This window comes from Agromyces salentinus (assembly GCF_009749395.1).
In the GTDB taxonomy this organism is placed as follows: Bacteria; Actinomycetota; Actinomycetes; order Actinomycetales; family Microbacteriaceae; genus Agromyces; species Agromyces salentinus.
The window spans coordinates 48,610-67,291 of the sequence record NZ_WBIR01000021.1 but is presented as its reverse complement, the minus strand read 5'-3'; the positions used below and the strand labels follow the sequence as shown (position 1 = coordinate 67,291).

The 18,682-nt window shown below is 67.8% G+C and carries 29 protein-coding genes; all 29 read left to right on the top strand.

The genetic code is table 11. The annotated features are described in order from the left end of the window. The 29 genes from rpsS to glmM all read left to right on the top strand — a co-directional run bounded on the left by rpsS (nucleotide 1) and on the right by glmM (nucleotide 18,599). Complete coding sequence (rpsS, locus tag GQQ95_RS16970) at nucleotides 1-282, top strand: 30S ribosomal protein S19 (protein ID WP_022889728.1); 282 nt, start codon at nucleotides 1-3, stop codon at nucleotides 280-282. Nucleotides 283-307: 25 nt separating this feature from the next. Beyond that, complete coding sequence (gene rplV, locus GQQ95_RS16965; protein WP_055860181.1) at nucleotides 308-673, top strand: 50S ribosomal protein L22; 366 nt, start codon at nucleotides 308-310, stop codon at nucleotides 671-673. Continuing rightward, a complete protein-coding gene (rpsC, locus tag GQQ95_RS16960; RefSeq protein ID WP_157428793.1) occupies nucleotides 673-1,428 on the top strand; it encodes a 30S ribosomal protein S3 in 756 nt (251 codons plus the stop codon). The genes rplV and rpsC overlap by 1 nt, the downstream gene beginning before the upstream one ends. Before the next feature lie 2 nt (nucleotides 1,429-1,430). After that, complete coding sequence (gene rplP / locus GQQ95_RS16955; RefSeq protein ID WP_022889731.1) at nucleotides 1,431-1,850, top strand: 50S ribosomal protein L16; 420 nt, start codon at nucleotides 1,431-1,433, stop codon at nucleotides 1,848-1,850. Beyond that, nucleotides 1,850-2,173, top strand: coding sequence for a 50S ribosomal protein L29 (rpmC, locus tag GQQ95_RS19785; protein WP_157428792.1), 324 nt, complete (start codon nucleotides 1,850-1,852; stop codon nucleotides 2,171-2,173). The genes rplP and rpmC overlap by 1 nt, the downstream gene beginning before the upstream one ends. 2 nt (nucleotides 2,174-2,175) lie before the next feature. Further along, nucleotides 2,176-2,481 (top strand): 30S ribosomal protein S17, encoded by a 306-nt coding sequence (gene rpsQ / locus GQQ95_RS16945; RefSeq protein WP_156999951.1) that lies wholly within the window; start codon nucleotides 2,176-2,178, stop codon nucleotides 2,479-2,481. Between the two features lie 33 nt (nucleotides 2,482-2,514). Beyond that, entirely contained in the window at nucleotides 2,515-2,883 is a 369-nt protein-coding gene (rplN, locus tag GQQ95_RS16940; RefSeq protein WP_156999952.1) for a 50S ribosomal protein L14, read from the top strand. A 2-nt stretch (nucleotides 2,884-2,885) separates the two neighbouring features. Further along, entirely contained in the window at nucleotides 2,886-3,245 is a 360-nt protein-coding gene (rplX, locus tag GQQ95_RS16935) for a 50S ribosomal protein L24 (RefSeq protein WP_157428791.1), read from the top strand. Then, nucleotides 3,245-3,835 (top strand): 50S ribosomal protein L5, encoded by a 591-nt coding sequence (gene rplE, locus GQQ95_RS16930; RefSeq protein WP_157428790.1) that lies wholly within the window; start codon nucleotides 3,245-3,247, stop codon nucleotides 3,833-3,835. Before rplX ends, rplE begins: the two co-directional genes overlap by 1 nt. A 130-nt stretch (nucleotides 3,836-3,965) precedes the next feature. Beyond that, on the top strand, nucleotides 3,966-4,364 hold the full coding sequence (gene rpsH, locus GQQ95_RS16925) for a 30S ribosomal protein S8 (protein WP_157428789.1): 399 nt from the start codon (nucleotides 3,966-3,968) through the stop codon (nucleotides 4,362-4,364). A gap of 4 nt (nucleotides 4,365-4,368) precedes the next feature. Further along, on the top strand, nucleotides 4,369-4,905 hold the full coding sequence (gene rplF, locus GQQ95_RS16920) for a 50S ribosomal protein L6 (RefSeq protein ID WP_157428788.1): 537 nt from the start codon (nucleotides 4,369-4,371) through the stop codon (nucleotides 4,903-4,905). Nucleotides 4,906-4,907: 2 nt separating this feature from the next. After that, a complete protein-coding gene (gene rplR / locus GQQ95_RS16915) occupies nucleotides 4,908-5,267 on the top strand; it encodes a 50S ribosomal protein L18 (protein WP_157428787.1) in 360 nt (119 codons plus the stop codon). 26 nt (nucleotides 5,268-5,293) lie between these two features. Next, nucleotides 5,294-5,965 (top strand): 30S ribosomal protein S5, encoded by a 672-nt coding sequence (gene rpsE, locus GQQ95_RS16910; RefSeq protein WP_372493386.1) that lies wholly within the window; start codon nucleotides 5,294-5,296, stop codon nucleotides 5,963-5,965. Next, nucleotides 5,965-6,150, top strand: a complete 186-nt coding sequence (gene rpmD, locus GQQ95_RS16905) for a 50S ribosomal protein L30 (RefSeq protein WP_055860148.1) — start codon at nucleotides 5,965-5,967, stop codon at nucleotides 6,148-6,150. Before rpsE ends, rpmD begins: the two co-directional genes overlap by 1 nt. Next, a complete protein-coding gene (gene rplO / locus GQQ95_RS16900; RefSeq protein ID WP_157428786.1) occupies nucleotides 6,150-6,833 on the top strand; it encodes a 50S ribosomal protein L15 in 684 nt (227 codons plus the stop codon). Before rpmD ends, rplO begins: the two co-directional genes overlap by 1 nt. A 115-nt stretch (nucleotides 6,834-6,948) precedes the next feature. Next, nucleotides 6,949-8,268 carry a preprotein translocase subunit SecY gene (gene secY, locus GQQ95_RS16895; RefSeq protein ID WP_157428785.1) on the top strand — a complete coding sequence of 440 codons (1,320 nt, stop codon included), beginning with the start codon at nucleotides 6,949-6,951 and terminating at the stop codon, nucleotides 8,266-8,268. Then, complete coding sequence (locus GQQ95_RS16890; RefSeq protein WP_157428784.1) at nucleotides 8,265-8,897, top strand: adenylate kinase; 633 nt, start codon at nucleotides 8,265-8,267, stop codon at nucleotides 8,895-8,897. Before secY ends, GQQ95_RS16890 begins: the two co-directional genes overlap by 4 nt. A gap of 5 nt (nucleotides 8,898-8,902) precedes the next feature. Continuing rightward, nucleotides 8,903-9,730: a type I methionyl aminopeptidase gene (map, locus tag GQQ95_RS16885; protein ID WP_281352039.1), complete on the top strand. Its 828-nt coding sequence runs from the start codon at nucleotides 8,903-8,905 to the stop codon at nucleotides 9,728-9,730. Between the two features lie 137 nt (nucleotides 9,731-9,867). Continuing rightward, a complete protein-coding gene (ptsP, locus tag GQQ95_RS16880; protein WP_157428782.1) occupies nucleotides 9,868-11,544 on the top strand; it encodes a phosphoenolpyruvate--protein phosphotransferase in 1,677 nt (558 codons plus the stop codon). Between the two features lie 202 nt (nucleotides 11,545-11,746). Continuing rightward, nucleotides 11,747-11,968, top strand: a complete 222-nt coding sequence (gene infA, locus GQQ95_RS16875) for a translation initiation factor IF-1 (protein ID WP_021759551.1) — start codon at nucleotides 11,747-11,749, stop codon at nucleotides 11,966-11,968. Nucleotides 11,969-12,036: 68 nt separating this feature from the next. Continuing rightward, nucleotides 12,037-12,150, top strand: coding sequence for a 50S ribosomal protein L36 (gene rpmJ, locus GQQ95_RS16870; RefSeq protein WP_047561540.1), 114 nt, complete (start codon nucleotides 12,037-12,039; stop codon nucleotides 12,148-12,150). Nucleotides 12,151-12,320: 170 nt separating this feature from the next. Then, nucleotides 12,321-12,701, top strand: coding sequence for a 30S ribosomal protein S13 (gene rpsM / locus GQQ95_RS16865; RefSeq protein WP_157428781.1), 381 nt, complete (start codon nucleotides 12,321-12,323; stop codon nucleotides 12,699-12,701). A 32-nt stretch (nucleotides 12,702-12,733) separates the two neighbouring features. Beyond that, nucleotides 12,734-13,132, top strand: coding sequence for a 30S ribosomal protein S11 (rpsK, locus tag GQQ95_RS16860; RefSeq protein ID WP_156999966.1), 399 nt, complete (start codon nucleotides 12,734-12,736; stop codon nucleotides 13,130-13,132). A 177-nt stretch (nucleotides 13,133-13,309) separates the two neighbouring features. Continuing rightward, the gene (locus GQQ95_RS16855; RefSeq protein ID WP_055860115.1) at nucleotides 13,310-14,296 is read left to right on the top strand and encodes a DNA-directed RNA polymerase subunit alpha; all 987 of its coding nucleotides are present in this window, start codon (nucleotides 13,310-13,312) and stop codon (nucleotides 14,294-14,296) included. Nucleotides 14,297-14,344: 48 nt separating this feature from the next. Continuing rightward, nucleotides 14,345-14,869: a 50S ribosomal protein L17 gene (rplQ, locus tag GQQ95_RS16850; RefSeq protein WP_157428780.1), complete on the top strand. Its 525-nt coding sequence runs from the start codon at nucleotides 14,345-14,347 to the stop codon at nucleotides 14,867-14,869. A 274-nt stretch (nucleotides 14,870-15,143) separates the two neighbouring features. Beyond that, complete coding sequence (gene truA, locus GQQ95_RS16845; protein WP_157428779.1) at nucleotides 15,144-16,100, top strand: tRNA pseudouridine(38-40) synthase TruA; 957 nt, start codon at nucleotides 15,144-15,146, stop codon at nucleotides 16,098-16,100. A 136-nt stretch (nucleotides 16,101-16,236) separates the two neighbouring features. After that, nucleotides 16,237-16,683, top strand: coding sequence for a 50S ribosomal protein L13 (rplM, locus tag GQQ95_RS16840; RefSeq protein WP_156999971.1), 447 nt, complete (start codon nucleotides 16,237-16,239; stop codon nucleotides 16,681-16,683). A gap of 41 nt (nucleotides 16,684-16,724) precedes the next feature. Further along, a complete protein-coding gene (rpsI, locus tag GQQ95_RS16835; RefSeq protein ID WP_157428778.1) occupies nucleotides 16,725-17,210 on the top strand; it encodes a 30S ribosomal protein S9 in 486 nt (161 codons plus the stop codon). Nucleotides 17,211-17,231: 21 nt separating this feature from the next. After that, entirely contained in the window at nucleotides 17,232-18,599 is a 1,368-nt protein-coding gene (gene glmM, locus GQQ95_RS16830; protein WP_157428777.1) for a phosphoglucosamine mutase, read from the top strand. The last annotated feature ends 83 nt before the right edge of the window (nucleotides 18,600-18,682 follow it).

Here is an 18,682-nt window from a genome sequence, read left to right as displayed (position 1 = left end):
ATGCCTCGCAGTCTTAAGAAGGGCCCCTTCGTCGACGAGCACCTGCTTCGCAAGGTCGTCGTCCAGAACGAAGCCGGTTCCAAGAACGTCATCAAGACGTGGTCCCGTCGCTCGATGATCATCCCGGCCATGCTCGGGCACACGATCGCCGTGCACGACGGCCGCAAGCACATCCCGGTGTTCGTCACCGAGACCATGGTGGGTCACAAGCTCGGCGAGTTCGCCCCCACCCGCACCTTCCGTGGACACGTGAAGGACGACAAGAAGGGTCGCCGCCGCTGACGCGGGGGCGAAAAGGAGGAGAGAAATGGTGGAGTCGATCGCACGCGTGCGACACATCCGCGTGACCCCCATGAAGGCCCGTCGCGTCGTCAACCTGATCCGCGGCAAGCAGGCACAGGAGGCACTCGCCATCCTGAAGTTCGCACCCCAGAGTGCGAGCGAGCCGGTCTACAAGCTCGTCGCCTCGGCCATCGCGAACGCTCGCGTCAAGGCCGATGCAACGAACACCTACCTGGACGAGCAGGACCTCTACATCAGCCGCGCATTCGTCGATGAGGGCACCACCCTCAAGCGTTTCCAGCCGCGTGCTCAGGGTCGTGCCTTCCGCATCAACAAGCGAACGAGCCACATCACCGTCGTGCTCGCCACGCCCGAGGAGGGTACGAAGTAATGGGTCAGAAGGTAAACCCGTACGGCTTCCGTCTCGGCATCACCACCGACCATGTGTCGCGGTGGTTCTCCGACTCGACCAAGCCCGGACAGCGCTACGCCGACTACCTCGCTGAGGATGTCAAGATCCGTCGCCTGCTCCAGACGTCGCTCGACCGCGCGGGAGTCTCGCGCATCGAGATCGAGCGCACCCGTGACCGCGTGCGTGTGGACATCCACACCGCTCGTCCCGGCATCGTGATCGGCCGCCGCGGCGCCGAGGCCGAGCGCATCCGCGCCGACCTCGAGAAGCTCTCCGGCAAGCAGATCCAGCTCAACATCCTCGAGGTCAAGAACCCCGAGGCCGACGCCCAGCTGGTGGCCCAGGGCATCGCCGAGCAGCTCTCCGCACGTGTGGCGTTCCGCCGCGCGATGCGCAAGGGCCTGCAGGGCGCTCAGCGCGCCGGCGCCAAGGGCATCCGGATCCAGGTGTCGGGCCGCCTCGGCGGCGCCGAGATGAGCCGTTCGGAGTTCTACCGCGAAGGCCGTGTGCCCCTGCACACGCTTCGCGCGAACATCGACTACGGCTTCTACGAGGCCAAGACCACCTTCGGCCGCATCGGCGTGAAGGTCTGGATCTACAAGGGCGACATCACCAACAAGGAACTCGCACGGGAGCAGGCTTCGCAGAAGCCCTCGCGCGGCGGCGACCGCAATGACCGTCCCCGCCGTGCGCCCAAGGCGCAGGAGCCGGTGGCAGCAGGAGTTGAGGCATAACCATGTTGATTCCCCGTCGAGTCAAGTACCGCAAGCAGCACCACCCCGGCCGCTCGGGCCAGGCCACCGGTGGCACCAAGGTGTCCTTCGGTGAGTACGGCATCCAGGCGCTGACGCCCGCTTACGTGACCAACCGTCAGATCGAGTCCGCTCGTATCGCGATGACGCGTCACATCAAGCGTGGCGGCAAGGTGTGGATCAACATCTACCCCGACCGTCCGCTCACGAAGAAGCCGGCCGAAACCCGCATGGGTTCCGGTAAGGGTTCGCCCGAGTGGTGGGTCGCGAACGTCAAGCCGGGTCGCGTCCTCTTCGAGGTCTCGGGCGTCTCCGAGGAGCTCGCCCGTGAGGCGATGACCCGTGCCATCCACAAGCTGCCCCTCAAGGCACGCATCATCAAGCGCGAGGAGGGCGACGCATAATGTCCGTCGGAACGAAGGAGCTCGCCACCACCGAGCTCGACACCTTTGAAGACGAGCGACTCGTCGACGAGCTGAAGAAGGCAAAGGAAGAGCTGTTCAACCTGCGCTTCCAGTCGGCCACCGGTCAGCTCGAGAGCCATGGCCGCCTGCGCGCGGTCAAGCGCGACATCGCCCGCATCTACACGGTCATCCGTGAGCGCGAGCTCGGCATCCGTGCCACTCCCGCACCGGTCGAGGCTCCGGCCAAGGCTGAGAAGAAGACGAAGAAGGCCAAGGCCGAGGCAGCTGCCCCGGCCGAGGCCGAAGAGACGAAGGAGGCCTGATCATGGCTGAGACCAAGAAGGCTGCTGCAGCCGAGGTCGCCGAGTCGGCCGAGCTCGTTCGCGGGTACCGCAAGGTTCGTCGTGGCTACGTCGTCAGCGACAAGATGGAGAAGACCATCGTCGTCGAGGTCGAGGACCGCGTGAAGCACCCGCTCTACGGCAAGGTCATCCGCCGCACCTCGAAGATCAAGGCCCACGACGAGCAGAACTCCGCCGGCATCGGCGACCTCGTCGTGATCACCGAGACCCGTCCGCTCTCCGCCACGAAGCGCTGGCGCCTCGTCGAAATCGTCGAGAAGGCCAAGTAAGCCCTCGGGCTTGCTTGTTAGAAGGAGACAACAGTGCTTCAGCAGGAATCACGAGTCAAGGTCGCCGACAACACCGGCGCCAAGGAGCTGCTCACCATTCGCGTGCTCGGCGGGTCGAAGCGTCGCTACGCCGGCCTGGGTGACGTCATCGTCGCCACGGTCAAGGACGCGATCCCCGGCGGCAACGTCAAGAAGGGCGATGTGGTCAAGGCCGTCATCGTCCGCACCGTCAAGGAGACCCGTCGTCCCGACGGCTCCTACATCAAGTTCGACGAGAACGCCGCGGTGATCCTGAAGAACGATGGTGACCCTCGCGGCACCCGTATCTTCGGACCGGTCGGTCGCGAGCTTCGCGACAAGAAGTTCATGAAGATCATCTCGCTGGCACCGGAGGTTATCTAGTCATGGCCAACATCAAGAAGGGTGACCTCGTGCAGGTCATCTCGGGCCGCAGCCAGGCCCGCGGCGGAGACCGCGGCAAGCAGGGCGAAGTCATCGAGGTGCTCGTCGCCGAGAACCGCGTCGTCGTGCAGGGTGTGAACTTCGTCACCAAGCACGTGCGCGTCGGCCAGACGCAGCGCGGCTCGAAGACCGGCGGCATCGAGACCCACGAGGCGCCGATCCACGTGTCGAACGTGGCGCTCGTCGACCCCGACACGAAGAAGCCGACCCGCGTCGGCTTCCGCGAAGAGCAGGTTACGAAGGACGGCGTCACCAAGACGGTCCGCGTTCGTTACGCAAAGAAGTCAGGCAAGGACATCTGATGACCGACACGGCTACGCAGGCTGGCAAAATCCAGCCGCGACTGAAGACCAAGTACCGGGACGAGATCTCGAAGACCCTCACCGAGGCGCACGGCTACACCAACGTGCACCAGGTTCCGGGTCTCGTGAAGATCGTCGTGAACATGGGCGTCGGCGAGGCCGCACGCGATGGCAAGGTCATCGACGGTGCCATCGCGGACCTCACCAAGATCACCGGTCAGAAGCCGCAGGTCACCAAGGCACGCAAGTCCATCGCGCAGTTCAAGCTGCGCGAGGGCCAGCCCATCGGCGCGCACGTCACGCTCCGTGGCGACCGCATGTGGGAGTTCCTCGACCGCCTGCTCTCGCTCGCGCTGCCCCGTATCCGCGACTTCCGCGGTCTCTCGGACAAGCAGTTCGACGGCACCGGCAACTACACCTTCGGTCTCACGGAGCAGTCCGTGTTCCACGAGATCGACCAGGACAAGATCGACCGCGTCCGCGGCATGGACATCACCGTGGTGACGACGGCCAAGACCGACGAGGAAGGCCGCGCGCTGCTCAAGGCGCTCGGGTTCCCGTTCAAGGCCTCGGTCGAGTCCTCCAACTGAACCTCGGATGCCGCGGGGCCAGCCCCGCGGCATCCGATCCCGGCCCCGACATCCGTCGGAGCCAACCACCACAGGTCACCACTCGTGTAACGGGTGTTGAAACCTGGTGAAACGTTAGGAAACATCTGTCATGACGATGACCGACCCGGTCGCTGACATGCTGACCCGCCTTCGCAACGCGAACTCGGCGCACCACGACACCGTGAAGATGCCGAACTCGAAGCTGAAGTCGCACATCGCCGAGATCCTCACCAAAGAGGGCTACATCGCCGGCTTCGAGGTGACCGACGCACGCGTCGGCAAGGACCTCACGCTGACCCTCAAGTTCGGCCCGAACCGCGAGCGCTCGATCGCGGGCATCAAGCGCGTCTCGAAGCCCGGCCTCCGCGTCTACGCGAAGTCCACCGAGATCCCCAAGGTGCTCGGCGGCCTCGGCGTCGCGATCCTGTCCACCTCCAGCGGTCTTCTGACCGACCGCCAGGCCGAGAAGAAGGGCGTGGGTGGGGAAGTCCTCGCCTACGTGTGGTAGTTCCATGTCACGAATCGGACGACTCCCCATCGACATCCCCGCCGGTGTCGAGGTCAAGATCGACGGCTCGGCCGTCTCCGTCAAGGGCCCCAAGGGCGAGCTCGCGCTCACCATCGCGTCGCCCATCGAGGCCAAGGTCGAGGAGAACCAGGTTCTCATCACCCGCCCCGATGACGAGCGCGCGTCGCGCTCGCTGCACGGCCTCACCCGCACGCTGATCGCGAACCAGATCATCGGCGTCACTCAGGGCTACTCCAAGGGCCTCGAGATCGTCGGTACCGGGTACCGCGTCGCGCAGAAGGGTTCCGCGGTCGAGTTCGCGCTCGGCTTCTCGCACCCCGTCACGGTCGAGCCGCCCGCAGGCATCACGCTGACCGTCGAGGGCAACAACAAGATCACGGTCGCCGGCATCGACAAGCAGGCCGTGGGCGAGACCGCCGCGAACATCCGCAAGATCAAGAAGCCCGAGCCCTACAAGGGCAAGGGCATCCGCTACGCCGGCGAGGTCGTGCGTCGCAAGGCCGGAAAGTCAGGTAAGTAATCATGGCTGTGAAGACCAAGACGGCTGCGCGTTCGCGCCGCCACACCCGCCTTCGCAAGAAGGTCGTCGGCACCGAGCTGCGCCCGCGCCTCGTCGTCACCCGTTCGGCCCGTCACGTGTTCGTGCAGGTCGTCGACGACAGCAAGGGCCTGACCGTCGCCAGCGCCTCGACCATGGAGGCAGACCTCCGTGCATTCGAAGGTGACAAGACCGCCAAGGCCAAGAAGGTCGGCGAGCTCGTCGCAGAGCGTGCGAAGAAGGCCGGCATCGAGTCCGTCGTCTTCGACCGCGGCGGCAACAAGTACGCCGGTCGTGTCGCAGCGATCGCCGATGGAGCGCGAGAGGCAGGGCTCAACCTGTGAGTGAGAACACTGTTAAGGAGACCGAGGTGACTGCAGAGGCACCCGTCGAGACGGCGGCAGCCTCCGAGCCCGCCCGCAACGAGCGCGACAACCGCCGTGGCGGCGGTCGTGACCGCAACCAGGGTGGCCGCGACCGCGGTGGCCGCGACGCCGAGAAGAGCCAGTTCCTCGAGCGCGTCGTGACCATCAACCGCGTGTCGAAGGTCGTCAAGGGCGGCCGTCGCTTCAGCTTCACGGCGCTCGTCGTCGTGGGCGACGGCAACGGACTCGTCGGCGTCGGCTACGGCAAGGCCCGCGAGGTGCCGACCGCGATCTCGAAGGGCGTCGAGGAGGCGAAGAAGAACTTCTTCCGCGTGCCTCGCGTCGGTTCGACCATCCCGCACCCCGTGCAGGGTGAGGCGGCCGCCGGTGTCGTCCTCCTGCGTCCGGCTTCGCCCGGTACCGGTGTCATCGCCGGTGGTCCGGTGCGCGCCGTCCTCGAGTGCGCGGGCATCCACGACGTGCTGTCGAAGTCGCTCGGCTCGTCGAACACGATCAACATCGTGCACGCAACCGTCGAGTCGCTGAAGCAGCTCGAGGAGCCGCGCGCCGTGGCCGCCCGTCGTGGTCTCGACTACGACCAGGTGGCTCCGGCCCGCCTGCTGCGTGCCGAGGCGCAGGCGGCCGAGGCCGCCGCAGCAGCGAAGGCAGGTGCCTGATGGCCAAGCAGCTCAAGGTGACCCAGATCAAGTCCAAGGTGAGCGAGAAGCAGTACCAGCGTGACACGCTGCGCAGCCTCGGTCTCAAGCGAATCGGCCAGTCGGTCGTGCGTGAGGACAACCCGCAGAACCGCGGGTACGTCAACACCGTCGCTCACCTCGTGAAGGTTGAGGAGATTGACTAATGGCTGACGAGAAGATCGACGCCACCGCAGACGCCCCCAAGAAGGCTCCTGCGAAGAAGGCGGCCGCCAAGCCCGCCTCCGAGAAGGCCGCTCCCAAGGCGACCGCCGCCAAGAAGGCTCCGGCGAAGGCCGCCGCCTCCAAGGCCGACGACACGGCTGCCGAGAAGGCTCCCGCGAAGAAGGCCCCGGCGAAGGCCGCCGCCACCAAGAAGGCAGCGCCGAAGGCGGATGTCGCCGAGAAGCGCGAGCCCGTGCTCAAGGTGCACCACCTTCGTCCGGCTCCCGGTGCCAAGAAGGACAAGACCCGCGTCGGACGCGGTGAGGGTTCCAAGGGCAAGACGGCCGGTCGTGGCACCAAGGGCTCGAAGGCCCGCAACAACATCCGCCCCGGTTTCGAGGGTGGCCAGCTTCCGTACCACATGCGTGCGCCGAAGCTGCGCGGCTTCAAGAACCCGTTCCGCGTGGAGTACCAGGTCGTGAACCTGGACAAGCTCGCGGAGCTCTACCCGAAGGGCGGCGACGTCACCATCGCCGACCTGGTGGAGAAGGGCGCCGTCCGCAAGAACGAGCGCGTGAAGGTCCTCGGCAACGGAGACCTCCAGGTCAAGCTCAACGTCGCGGTCGACAAGGTCTCCGGCTCTGCAGAGCAGAAGATCGTCGCCGCCGGCGGTTCGGTCAAGTAGACCAAAGCACCACAACCGGTTCGAGCCTGTCGGGACCTCGCGTATGATTCACGGGGGTCTCGACAGGCTCGACCCATATTTGGACTGACTCCACGACGGAGCAACAGGAGGACGAGTGTTCAACGCCATCGGGCGGATCTTCCGCACGCCGGATCTACGCCGCAAGCTCGGGTTCACGCTGGGCATCGTCGCCCTGTTCCGGCTCGGCTCGTTCATTCCGGCGCCGTTCGTGGACTTCGGCAACGTGCAGGCGTGTCTCGCTGCAAGCCAGACCACGACGGGCCTCTACGAGCTCGTCAACCTGTTCTCCGGCGGGGCGCTGCTCCAGCTGTCGATCTTCGCGCTCGGCATCATGCCGTACATCACCGCGTCGATCATCGTGCAGCTGCTCCGCGTGGTCATCCCCCACTTCGAGACCCTCTACAAGGAGGGCCAGTCGGGCCAGGGCCGCCTCACGCAGTACACGCGATACCTGACGATCGCCCTCGGCGTGCTCCAGTCGACGACGCTGATCACGGTCGCCCGTTCAGGTGCGCTGTTCCCCTCGGGTGACCCCGCGTGTTCGCAGCTCATCACGAACGACGCCTGGTACGCGATCCTCCTCATGGTCATCACCATGACCGCCGGTACGGGCCTCATCATGTGGATGGGCGAGCTCATCACCGAGCGAGGCATCGGCAACGGCATGTCGCTGCTGATCTTCACCTCGATCGCCTCGAGCTTCCCCGGCTCGCTGTGGGCCATCGCCCAGGCGCGCGGCCTCGACACCTTCTTCGTCGTGCTCGCGGTCGGACTCCTCGTGGTCGTCGCGGTCGTGTTCGTCGAGCAGTCCCAGCGCCGGGTTCCGGTGCAGTACGCCAAGCGAATGGTCGGCCGGCGCACGTACGGCGGCAACAACACGTACATCCCGATCAAGGTGAACATGGCCGGCGTCGTGCCCGTCATCTTCGCGTCCTCGCTGCTCTACCTGCCCGCACTCATCGCCCAGTTCAACCAGCCCGCGCAGGGCGAGGAGCCGCAGGCCTGGGTCGTCTGGATCACGAACTACCTGACGCAGGGCGACCACCCGCTCTACATGCTCCTGTACTTCCTGCTCATCGTCGGGTTCACGTACTTCTACGTCGCGATCACGTTCAACCCCGATGAGGTCGCCGAGAACATGAAGAAGTACGGCGGATTCATCCCCGGCATCCGTGCAGGTCGTCCGACCGCGGAGTACCTCGACTACGTGCTCACCCGCATCACGCTGCCGGGATCCCTCTACCTCGGCGCCATCGCGCTGCTGCCGCTGATCGCCCTCTCGGCCTTCGGCGCGAACCAGAACTTCCCGTTCGGTGGCGCATCGATTCTGATCATCGTGGGCGTCGGCCTCGAGACGGTGAAGCAGATCGACGCACAGCTGCAGCAGCGGCACTACGAGGGGCTCCTGCGATGACGGCGTCCGCCAGCGGTTCGGCGCGCTTCCTGATCGTGGGCCCGCAGGGCTCCGGCAAGGGCACGCAGGGTGTGCTCGTCGCCGAGGCCTTCGGGGTGCCGCAGGTCGCCACGGGCGACATCTTCCGGGCAAACGTGGCCAACGGAACCGAGCTCGGCAAGCGCGTCCAGGCGATCATCGAGGCGGGCGATCTCGTGCCCGACGAGCTCACGAGCGAGCTCGTGCGCGACCGCCTCGCCCAGGCTGATGCCGCCGACGGCTTCCTGCTCGACGGCTACCCCCGCAACCGCGGCCAGGTCGACGACCTCGCCGCGTTCCTCTCCGCACGCGGGGAGGCGCTCGATGCCGTCATCGAGCTCGACGTCCCCCGGCAGGAGAGCATCACGCGTCTGCACGACCGTGCCGTGCAGCAGGGACGCACCGACGACACCGAAGAGGTCATCGCGAACCGACTCGCCATCTACGAGCGCGAGACCGCCCCGATCCTCGACGTGTATCGGGAGCAGGGACTCGTGGTCAAGATCGACGGCATCGGCACGCTCGACGAGGTCACGCAGCGGATCTTCGACGGCCTCGCCGAGCGTGGTCTCGTGGTCAGCGGGTCCGGCGGCAACGGCGCAGCAGCCTGACCCGCGTGTTCCGCCGGTCGATCTACAAGTCGCCCCAGGAGTTGCGCGCGATGCGCGCGGCCGGGGAGGCGACGGCGGCGGCCCTCGCCGAGGCCCGCCGCCTGATCGCGCCCGGCGCGACCGGTCTCGACCTCGATGCGGCAGCGGAGCGCGCGATCCTCGAACGAGGCGGTCGCTCCAACTTCAAGCTCGAGCCCGGCTACCGGCACACGCTCTGCGTCTCGGTCGGCGATGACGTGGTGCACGGGATCCCCGTCGACCGGCGCTTCCGCGCCGGTGACATCGTCTCCGTCGACGGTGGCGCGGAGGTCGACGGCTGGAACGGAGACGCGGCGTTCACGACCGTGATCCCCGACCCCGAGAGGCCGGACGTGGTCGCCGCGCGGACGCGACTCAGCGAAGTGACTGAGGCGGCGCTCTGGCACGGCATCGCAGCACTCGCGAGCGTGCGACGGCTCAACGAGGTCGGCTTCGCCATCGAGGAGTTCGTCGAGAGCCAGGGCGAGTACGGCATCCTCACCGACTACGTCGGCCACGGCATCGGCCGCTCGATGCACGAGGAGCCGCCCGTGTTCAACTATCGGGTGGATCGCCGCGGCCCCGCTGTGCGACCGGGGCTCGTGGTCGCGATCGAGCCGATGATCGTCGCGGGTTCCGTCGAGACGTTCATCCGTGACGACGGCTGGACCGTCACCACCTCCGACGGCGCCGACGCCGCCCACTGGGAGCACTCCGTCGCGGTCCACGCCGACGGCATCTGGGTGCTCACCTCCGAGGACGGCGGAGCCGCGGCGCTCGCCCCGCTCGGCATCGTGCCGGTCCCCATCTCCTGACGCGGCCCGACGATGAGGGGCGCCGTCCCCACCGCGCCCGCGCGAGGCATCCATCCGAGGACTAGGGTGAATGCGGGGGAGCCGGCTGGGAGCGTGCGTGCGCGAGTCTCCTCCGAACGGACGCGGGAGGGCGACGGATGCTGATCAGGGGAACGGGCATCGGCGGGGGAGTCGCGATCGGCGTCGTCGCCCGAATGGCGGATCCGCTGCCCGACCCCGTAGAGCGAGCGAGCGCGATCGGCACGGAAGCCGAGATCGAGCGCGCGAACCGAGCCCTCGCGGCCGTTGCAGCCGATCTCGAGGCGCGCGGGGGTCGCGTCGGCGGCTCGGCCAAGGAGATCCTGGAGGCGCAGGCGCTCATGGCCAAGGACCCGACCCTTGCCGGCCAGGTCGCCGACCGGATCGCCACGGGGACGACGGCTGAGCGTGCCGTGTTCGAGGGGTTCGCCGGCTACCGAGACCTGCTCGCCGGCATGGGCGGGTACCTCGCCGAGCGGGCCGCCGACCTCGACGACGTCTCCCAGCGGGTGAGAGCGGTCCTGGCCGGCGTTCCGGCGCCCGGGGTGCCCGATCCGGGGCATCCGTTCGTGCTCGTGGCGCGCGACCTCTCGCCGGCCGATGCGGTCACCCTCGACCTGGGCCAGGTACTGGCGGTGGTCACCTCGGAGGGCGGACCGACCTCGCATACGGCGATCCTCGCGCGCGAGAGCGGCCTCGTCGCAGTCGTGGGGGCCCGCGGAGCCGATCACCTCGCAGACGGCGAAGAGGTGATCGTGGATTCCGCGGCAGGAACCGTGACGCAAGGGCCGACCGTCGACGACCTCGCGGCCGCCACGGAGCGCATCGCTGAGCGCGCGGCACGTGCCGACGCTCCGATACGGCCCGGCGCCCTCGCCGACGGTGCAGCGCTCCCGCTCCTGGCGAACCTCGGTTCCGCCGATGCGGTCGACGACGCGGTCCGCCTCGGTGCCGAGGGGGTCGGACTCTTCCGCACAGAGTTCCTCTTCCTCGACGCCGAGGAGGCGCCGTCCATCGAGGCGCAGCAGGAGCAGTACACCCGCGTTCTCGCGGCCTTCCCTGGGCGCAAGGTCGTGGTCCGCGTGCTCGACGCGGGCGCCGACAAGCCGCTCGCCTTCCTCGCCACGGACGACGAGCCGAACCCGGCACTCGGGCTGCGGGGCATCCGCTCGTTGCGCGCGGGGGAGCACGTGCTCCGCGACCAGCTCACCGCACTCGCTCGCGCGGATGCCGCCACGGATGCCCAGCTCGAGGTGATGGCGCCGATGGTCGCGACCGTCGAGGAGACGCGCTACTTCACGGGGTTGGCGCGCGAACTCGGGATCCGCGTCGCAGGCATCATGGTCGAGACCCCGTCGGCGGCACTCATCGCCGACCGCGTCCTCGCGGTCGCCGACTTCGCGTCGATCGGCACGAACGACCTCGCGCAGTACACGATGGCGGCCGATCGGTTGCTCGGTTCGGTCGCCGCGTTGCAGGATCCGTGGCATCCGGCCGTTCTCCGTCTCATCGGTGAGGTCGGCGCCGCAGGCAGGAACCTCGGCAAGCCGGTCGGCATCTGCGGGGAGGCCGCCGCGGATCCGCTGCTGGCGGTCGTCCTCGTGGGGCTCGGAGCCACGAGCCTGTCGATGTCGCCGCATGCCCTCGCCGACGTGCGCGCCGCGCTCGCGAGGTACGGCACGGTCGATGCGGTGCGGATGGCCGGCGCCGCCCTGGCGGCCGAGGGAGCGGTCGAGGCGCGCGCGGCGGCGGAGGCGGCGGGCGCACCGTCCGTATCGGAGTCGGACGGTCGCTGACGGGTCCGGATCGGAAACCGCTCGGCGGCGAGCAGGCCACTTCCGGCCCGACTGGCTTAATCGCGCGGAATGACCTAGAGTTGACCCTTGGTGCTCTGCACGTGCGCCTTGGCATGCCCGACGACTCGTCGGGCTCGCCTCGACGCCGACACGAAGCATCATCGCACGACCAGCATCCCAAACTCCAAGCGATAGTGAGGCTATGGCCAAGAAAGACGGCGTCATCGAGATCGAAGGCTCGGTCGTCGAGGCTCTCCCGAACGCAATGTTCCGGGTCGAGTTGACGAACGGACACAAGGTTCTCGCACACATCTCAGGCAAGATGCGTCAGCACTACATCCGAATCCTCCCCGAGGATCGCGTGATCGTGGAGCTGAGCCCCTACGACCTGACGCGCGGACGCATCGTCTACCGCTACAAGTAAGCGCTGCTGGAAAGTAACGGCCCGAGGCACCCCGCGGGCACGAAGACAGCGAATCCAAGGAAACACTCATGAAGGTCAACCCCTCCGTCAAGCCCATCTGCGACAAGTGCAAGGTCATCCGCCGCCACGGCAACGTCATGGTGATCTGCGAGAACCCGCGCCACAAGCAGCGCCAGGGCTAGTCAGAAGACTTTCGAGCCGGCCCTCGGGCCTGGCTCGTACCCATAACTGAACATCGCATATCGGCAGCACCAGAACCGCGTCATCTCCGGATGCGCGGGGACACCTCGGGTTGGAGGCCCGGGCACCGGTACTGCTCCACACCTCCACTTCACAACAGGAGAAGCCACCCATGGCACGTCTTGCAGGAGTCGACATCCCGCGCGAAAAGCGCGTGGAGATCGCACTTACCTACATCTACGGCGTCGGCCGCACTCGCGCGCTGAAGACGCTCGCGGACACCGGCATCGACGGGAACATCCGCGTCAAGGACCTCAGCGACGAGCAGCTCGTCGCGCTGCGCGACTACATCGAGGGCAACTACAAGGTCGAGGGCGATCTTCGCCGCGAGGTTGCCGCAGACATCCGCCGCAAGGTCGAGATCGGCTCGTACGAGGGCATCCGCCACCGTCGCGGCCTTCCGGTCCGCGGTCAGCGCACCAAGACCAACGCTCGTACCCGCAAGGGCCCGAAGCGCACCGTCGCCGGCAAGAAGAAGCCCGGCCGCAAGTAACCGCTCGTCGCCAGATCTAGGAGATTTCACACATGGCAGCATCCAAGGCGGCTACTCGCAAGCCGCGCAAGAAGGAAAAGAAGAACATCGCCGTGGGCCAGGCCCACATCAAGTCGACGTTCAACAACACGATCGTCTCGATCACCGACACCACCGGTGCGGTCATCAGCTGGGCTTCGTCCGGTGGCGTCGGCTTCAAGGGTTCGCGCAAGTCGACCCCGTTCGCCGCTCAGCTCGCCGCCGAGTCGGCCGCGCGCCAGGCGCAGGAGCACGGCATGAAGAAGGTCGACGTCTTCGTCAAGGGCCCTGGCTCGGGCCGTGAGACCGCGATCCGCTCGCTTCAGGCCGCAGGCCTCGAGGTCGGCAGCATCAACGACGTGACGCCCCAGGCTCACAACGGCTGCCGCCCGCCCAAGCGTCGCCGCGTCTAGTTCCACTCTCGCTGGTCGACGTGGCGCCCCGCGCCCGTCTCGAGCACTCCGCGGCATCCGCGAGTCTCGGAACGGGCATGCGGGGCCCACTCGACCGGCGGACCAGTTCTCTCACAACTCAAGATCCTCGAACTCGCAGGTGTCATATAGCGGACACCCTGCCGAAAGGAATCCACAGTGCTGATCGCACAGCGTCCGACGCTCACCGAAGAGAACATCTCGGAGTTCCGTTCGCGTTTCGTGATCGAGCCCCTCGAGCCGGGCTTCGGTTACACCCTGGGCAACTCGCTCCGGCGTACGCTCCTCTCGTCCATCCCGGGCGCAGCCGTGACGAGCATCCGCATCGACGGCGTGCTCCACGAGTTCTCGACCGTTCCCGGCGTGCGTGAAGACGTCACCGAGATCATCCTGAACATCAAGAACCTGGTCGTCTCGAGCGAGCACGACGAGCCCATCACGGCGTACCTGCGCAAGCAGGGTGCCGGCGAGGTCACCGCAGCCGACATCTCGGCTCCGGCCGGCGTCGAGGTGCACAACCCCGAGCTCGTCATCGCCACGCTCAACGAGTCGGCGAAGTTCGAGCTCGAGCTCACGATCGAGCGTGGCCGCGGCTACGTCTCGGCCAGCCAGAACCGCAACGAGTACTCCGAGGCCGGCCAGATCCCGGTCGACTCGATCTACTCGCCGGTCCTCAAGGTCACCTACCGCGTCGAGGCCACCCGTGCCGGCGAGCGCACCGACTTCGACCGCCTCGTGGTCGATGTCGAGTCGAAGCCGGCCATCAGCCCGCGTGACGCGATCGCGTCGGCCGGCCGCACGCTCACCGAGCTGTTCGGTCTCGCCCGCGAGCTGAACGTCGCCGCTGAAGGCATCGAGATCGGCCCCGCGCCGGTCGACGCCGTGCTCTCGAGCGAGCTCTCGATCCCGATCGAAGACCTCGACCTCTCGGTGCGCAGCTACAACTGCCTCAAGCGCGAGGGCATCAACACCGTGTCCGAGCTCGTCGCGCTCTCGGAGTCGCAGCTCATGAACATCCGCAACTTCGGTCAGAAGTCGGTGGATGAGGTCAAGGACAAGCTCACCGAGATGGGTCTTTCGCTGAAGGACTCGGTTCCCGGTTTCGACGGCGCCCACTTCTACACGGGCTTCGAAGAAGAGAACTAGTCGACCGCGCCCGTCGCACTCACCCCCGAATACTGGAGATAACGAACCATGCCGAAGCCCACCAAGGGCCCCCGCCTCGGCGGCGGACCTTCGCACGAGCGGCTCATGCTCGCGAACCTCGCAGCTGCGCTGTACACGCACAAGTCGATCACCACGACCGAGACCAAGGCGAAGCGCCTCCGTCCGCTCGCCGAGCGTCTCATCACGTTCGCCAAGCGCGGCGACCTGCACGCCCGCCGTCGCGTCCTCGCCGTGATCGGCGACAAGGCCGTCGTCCACGAGCTGTTCACGATCATCGCTCCGCAGGTCGCCGACCGTGAGGGCGGCTACACCCGCATCACGAAGATCGGCAACCGCAAGGGCGACAACGCGCCCATGGCGGTCATCGAGCTCGTCCTCGAGCCCGTGACGCCGAAGGTGCGCGCGGCCAAGCCGGCTGCTGCCGCTCCGGTCGCCGAGGCTCCGGCCGATGAGGCCGTCGCCCCCGCTGACGAAACCACCGAGGCCGCTGACGCGACCGACGAGTCCGTCGAGGCCGAGACCGAAGAGGCTGCCCCCGCCGACAAGGCGTAGACACCCGACGCAGTCCGGAACGGGCCCCTGTCCATGGCGACGGGGGCCCGTTCCGCGTCTGCGCCCGACTCCTGCCCGGCGCCGGCGGCTCGGGCCGGTCGATGGAGGGCACGGTGCCAACCGGCGCCCACTGGTCCGGACATGTGCCGGGTGACGGGTCCGAGACCTCGACGTCGCGCGCTCCGTCGAGACGGCGCCGCGTTCGCGCTGGCCGGCGACGGGAGCCGCGATGACGGCCCCGTGACCGGGTCCGGGAACGCCTAGGCTGGCGGGTATGGTCGCGAGTGGGTCGGATGCCTCGGGGGAGCCCTCGGCAACCCGCGAGCGGCCTCTCGAACCGGCCGTCGACCACGTCCGGCTCCGCCTGGACATCGCCTACGACGGCACGGACTTCTCGGGCTGGAGCCGTCAACCGCGGTTGCGCACGGTGCAGGGCGTCGTCGAGGACGCGCTCGCCACGCTCTTCCGTCGTGTCGGGATGCGGCCGCGCCTCACCGTTGCCGGGCGGACCGATGCGGGGGTCCACGCCAGGGGCCAGGTCGCCCACCTCGACCTCCCGCTGCACGCGCTCAGCACGGTCACGGCCCCCCGTCGCGGCCACGGCGACGAAGGGCGCTCGCCCGCCACGGTGCTCGCGCGCCGGCTCACGGGCATCATCGGCGCGGACTCCGACGTGGTGATCACGCGCGCATCCGTTGCTCCCGACGGCTTCGACGCCCGGTTCTCGGCCGTCTGGAGGCGGTACGAGTACCGCATCGCCGACGCCCAGGCGTCCCACGACCCGCTCGCCAGGCGGAGCACCGTGTCCTACCCGAGGGCGCTCGATGCGGAGGCGATGGATGCCGCGGCGGGCACACTGATCGGCCTGCACGACTTCGCGTCGTACTGCAAGCCGCGTGAGGAGGCGACCACGATCCGCACGCTGCAGGTGTACCGGTGGCGAAGAGGCCAGGACGGAGTGCTCGTCGCATCGCTGCAGGCCGACGCATTCTGCCACTCGATGGTCCGCGCGCTCGTCGGCGCCTGCGTCGCCGTGGGGGAGGGGCGGCTCGACGCTGCAGATCCGGTCGCGCTCCTTCGGGCCGCCGAGCGCACGAGCGCCTTCAAGGTGATGCCGGCGAAGGGGTTGGTGCTGACCGAGGTCGGCTACCCCGAGGGAGACGAGCTCGAGGCCCGCGCGCGTCAGACGAGGGCACGTCGCGAATTGCGCGTTGACGGGGTCATCGGCTAGGCTATCTCTTTGGTATCGCCATCTGCGTCGATGCCCGAAGTTGAGCCCTCCACCGGGTCGCTCCTCCGCATCGCGGACGAACGCCCATCGGAGTGGGATTCACGAACCCCTCACTCGATCAGAAAGCAGCACTCCTGTGACGCGCACGTACACCCCCAAGGCGAATGAGATCCAGCACGACTGGGTCGTCATCGACGCCACCGACATCGTTCTCGGCCGTCTCGCGAGCCACACCGCAGCCCTGCTGCGCGGCAAGCACAAGCCGACCTTCGCGAACCACATGGACACCGGTGACTTCGTCATCATCGTCAACGCCGAGAAGGTGGCCCTCACCGGCCAGAAGCTCGAGCAGAAGAAGGCCTACCGTCACTCGGGCTACCCGGGCGGCCTCAAGGCGGTCGGCTACGCCGAGCTCCTCGAGAAGAACCCCGTCCGCGCCGTCGAGAAGGCGATCCGCGGCATGCTCCCGAAGAACTCCCTCGGGCGCGCCCAGATCAAGAAGCTTAAGGTCTACGCAGGCGCGGAGCACCCCCACGCAGCTCAGCAGCCCAAGCCGTACACCCTCACCCAGGTCGCGCAGTAGTTCCGGCCCCCTCGACGTTCTCGAAAAGGATTCACACCACCATGGCGAAGATCGCAGACCAGCTCGACGCGGCTCCGGAGAGCTACACCACTGAGAGCGCCCCCGCGGCCGCTCCCACCACCCCCCGTGCCGTGCTCAACGTGTCCGGCGCAGCCGTCGGCCGTCGCAAGCAGGCCATCGCGCGCGTGCGCGTCGTCCCGGGCGCAGGCAACATCACGGTCAACGGCCGTGAGTTCGCCGACTACTTCCCGAACAAGCTGCACCAGCAGCTCATCACCGACCCCTTCACCGTCCTCGAGCTCACCGGCTCGTACGACGTGGTCGGCAAGATCACCGGCGGCGGCCCCTCGGGTCAGGCCGGCGCGCTCCGCCTCGCGATCGCTCGTGCGCTGAACGAGATCGACCGCGAGAACAACCGCGCGACCCTGAAGAAGGCCGGCTTCCTCACTCGTGACGCCCGCGTCATCGAGCGCAAGAAGGCCGGTCTCAAGAAGGCCCGCAAGGCACCTCAGTTCTCCAAGCGCTGATCCGGGCCTCCGGTTCTCCGAATGCCCCGGCTCTTCGGAACTGACGGGGTCCGGGGCCTGGCCAACCGTGAACTCACGGCTGACCTGGCCCTGGGCCTCGCCCAGGCGGCTGCCGCCGTCCTCACGCAGGGGCGGCATGCCGATGAACGCCGCGCCGCGGGCAAACGCCCCGTCGCGGTCGTCGCCCGCGACCCGCGCGTCTCAGGTGAGTTCCTCACCGCCGCCGTCTCGGCGGGCCTCGCCAGTTCGGGCGTCGACGTGCTCGATGCCGGCGTCATCCCCACCCCGGCCACGGCCTTCCTGATCGATTCGATCGGTGCCGACTTCGGGGTCATGATCTCGGCCTCGCACAACCCCGCGCCCGACAACGGCATCAAGTTCTTCTCGTTCGGCGGCACGAAGCTCCCCGACGAGGTCGAGGACCGCATCGAGTCCTACCTCGGCAAGCAGAAGCTCGCCCCCATCGGCGGCGGCGTCGGCCGCATCCGTCGGTTCGCCGACGCGGAGGACCGGTACGTGGTGCACCTGCTCGGCACACTGCCCAACCGTCTCGACGGCATCCACGTCGTGCTCGACTGCGCGCACGGCGCGGCAGCGGGCGTGTCGCCCGAGACGTTCCGCGATGCGGGTGCGAAGGTCACCGTCATCGGAGCCGATCCCGACGGCATGAACATCAACGACGGCGTCGGATCCACGCACCTCGACCTGCTCTCCGCGGCGGTCCTCGAACACGGGGCCGACGTCGGCATCGCGCACGACGGCGATGCCGATCGGTGCCTTGCCGTCGACGCCGACGGCAACATCATCGACGGCGACATGATCATGGCGATCCTCGCGGTGGCGATGCACGAGCGCGGCGCGCTCACGGACGACACCCTCGTCGTGACGGTCATGTCGAACCTCGGCCTGCGACGTGCGATGGCCGATCGCGGCATCCGGGTCGTCGAGACGAAGGTCGGCGACCGGTACGTGCTCGAGGCCCTCGCGGCCGAGAAGCTCGCCCTCGGCGGCGAGCAGTCGGGCCACGTCATCATGAGCGAGCACGCGACCACGGGCGACGGAGTGCTCACGGGCCTCCACCTCGTCGCCGAGATGGCCCGGACCGGCAAGTCGCTCGGCGAGCTCGCGAAGGTCATGACGGTCTATCCGCAGGTCCTCGTCAACGTGCGCGGGGTCGACCACCACGCCATGGCCGGTGACGAGGCGATCGCGGCCGCGGTGGCGGCGGTCGAGGCCGAACTCGGCGACGGCGGACGCGTCCTCCTCCGACCCTCGGGCACCGAGCCGATGGTCCGCGTCATGGTCGAGGCGCTCAGCCAGGACGACGCCGAACGCCACGCGGCATCCCTCGCCGAGGTCGTCAGGGTGCGGCTCGCACTTCCCGCCTGATCCCTCGGCGGGTCGGTGTCGCGTGGCGACCGACGATCGAGCGCGACCGGCGCGCCGAAGCCGGGACGTGGGATGCCGCGACG

What these genes read in the sequence shown, in the direction of transcription:
- rplR (WP_157428787.1), top strand. Translation starts at nt 4,908, where the DNA reads ATGGCTGTGAAGACCAAGACGGCTGCGCGTTCGCGCCGCCACACCCGC.
- glmM (WP_157428777.1), top strand. Translation starts at nt 17,232, where the DNA reads ATGCCCCGGCTCTTCGGAACTGACGGGGTCCGGGGCCTGGCCAACCGT.
- rpsS (WP_022889728.1), top strand. Translation starts at nt 1, where the DNA reads ATGCCTCGCAGTCTTAAGAAGGGCCCCTTCGTCGACGAGCACCTGCTT.
- rpsH (WP_157428789.1), top strand. Translation starts at nt 3,966, where the DNA reads ATGACGATGACCGACCCGGTCGCTGACATGCTGACCCGCCTTCGCAAC.
- rpsK (WP_156999966.1), top strand. Translation starts at nt 12,734, where the DNA reads ATGGCAGCATCCAAGGCGGCTACTCGCAAGCCGCGCAAGAAGGAAAAG.
- rpmD (WP_055860148.1), top strand. Translation starts at nt 5,965, where the DNA reads ATGGCCAAGCAGCTCAAGGTGACCCAGATCAAGTCCAAGGTGAGCGAG.
- rpmJ (WP_047561540.1), top strand. Translation starts at nt 12,037, where the DNA reads ATGAAGGTCAACCCCTCCGTCAAGCCCATCTGCGACAAGTGCAAGGTC.
- rplV (WP_055860181.1), top strand. Translation starts at nt 308, where the DNA reads ATGGTGGAGTCGATCGCACGCGTGCGACACATCCGCGTGACCCCCATG.
- rplQ (WP_157428780.1), top strand. Translation starts at nt 14,345, where the DNA reads ATGCCGAAGCCCACCAAGGGCCCCCGCCTCGGCGGCGGACCTTCGCAC.
- GQQ95_RS16890 (WP_157428784.1), top strand. Translation starts at nt 8,265, where the DNA reads ATGACGGCGTCCGCCAGCGGTTCGGCGCGCTTCCTGATCGTGGGCCCG.
- rplF (WP_157428788.1), top strand. Translation starts at nt 4,369, where the DNA reads ATGTCACGAATCGGACGACTCCCCATCGACATCCCCGCCGGTGTCGAG.
- rpmC (WP_157428792.1), top strand. Translation starts at nt 1,850, where the DNA reads ATGTCCGTCGGAACGAAGGAGCTCGCCACCACCGAGCTCGACACCTTT.
- rplP (WP_022889731.1), top strand. Translation starts at nt 1,431, where the DNA reads ATGTTGATTCCCCGTCGAGTCAAGTACCGCAAGCAGCACCACCCCGGC.
- rpsQ (WP_156999951.1), top strand. Translation starts at nt 2,176, where the DNA reads ATGGCTGAGACCAAGAAGGCTGCTGCAGCCGAGGTCGCCGAGTCGGCC.
- ptsP (WP_157428782.1), top strand. Translation starts at nt 9,868, where the DNA reads ATGCTGATCAGGGGAACGGGCATCGGCGGGGGAGTCGCGATCGGCGTC.
- rpsM (WP_157428781.1), top strand. Translation starts at nt 12,321, where the DNA reads ATGGCACGTCTTGCAGGAGTCGACATCCCGCGCGAAAAGCGCGTGGAG.
- rplO (WP_157428786.1), top strand. Translation starts at nt 6,150, where the DNA reads ATGGCTGACGAGAAGATCGACGCCACCGCAGACGCCCCCAAGAAGGCT.
- rplX (WP_157428791.1), top strand. Translation starts at nt 2,886, where the DNA reads ATGGCCAACATCAAGAAGGGTGACCTCGTGCAGGTCATCTCGGGCCGC.
- rpsI (WP_157428778.1), top strand. Translation starts at nt 16,725, where the DNA reads ATGGCGAAGATCGCAGACCAGCTCGACGCGGCTCCGGAGAGCTACACC.
- infA (WP_021759551.1), top strand. Translation starts at nt 11,747, where the DNA reads ATGGCCAAGAAAGACGGCGTCATCGAGATCGAAGGCTCGGTCGTCGAG.
- rpsC (WP_157428793.1), top strand. Translation starts at nt 673, where the DNA reads ATGGGTCAGAAGGTAAACCCGTACGGCTTCCGTCTCGGCATCACCACC.
- truA (WP_157428779.1), top strand. Translation starts at nt 15,144, where the DNA reads ATGGTCGCGAGTGGGTCGGATGCCTCGGGGGAGCCCTCGGCAACCCGC.
- rplE (WP_157428790.1), top strand. Translation starts at nt 3,245, where the DNA reads ATGACCGACACGGCTACGCAGGCTGGCAAAATCCAGCCGCGACTGAAG.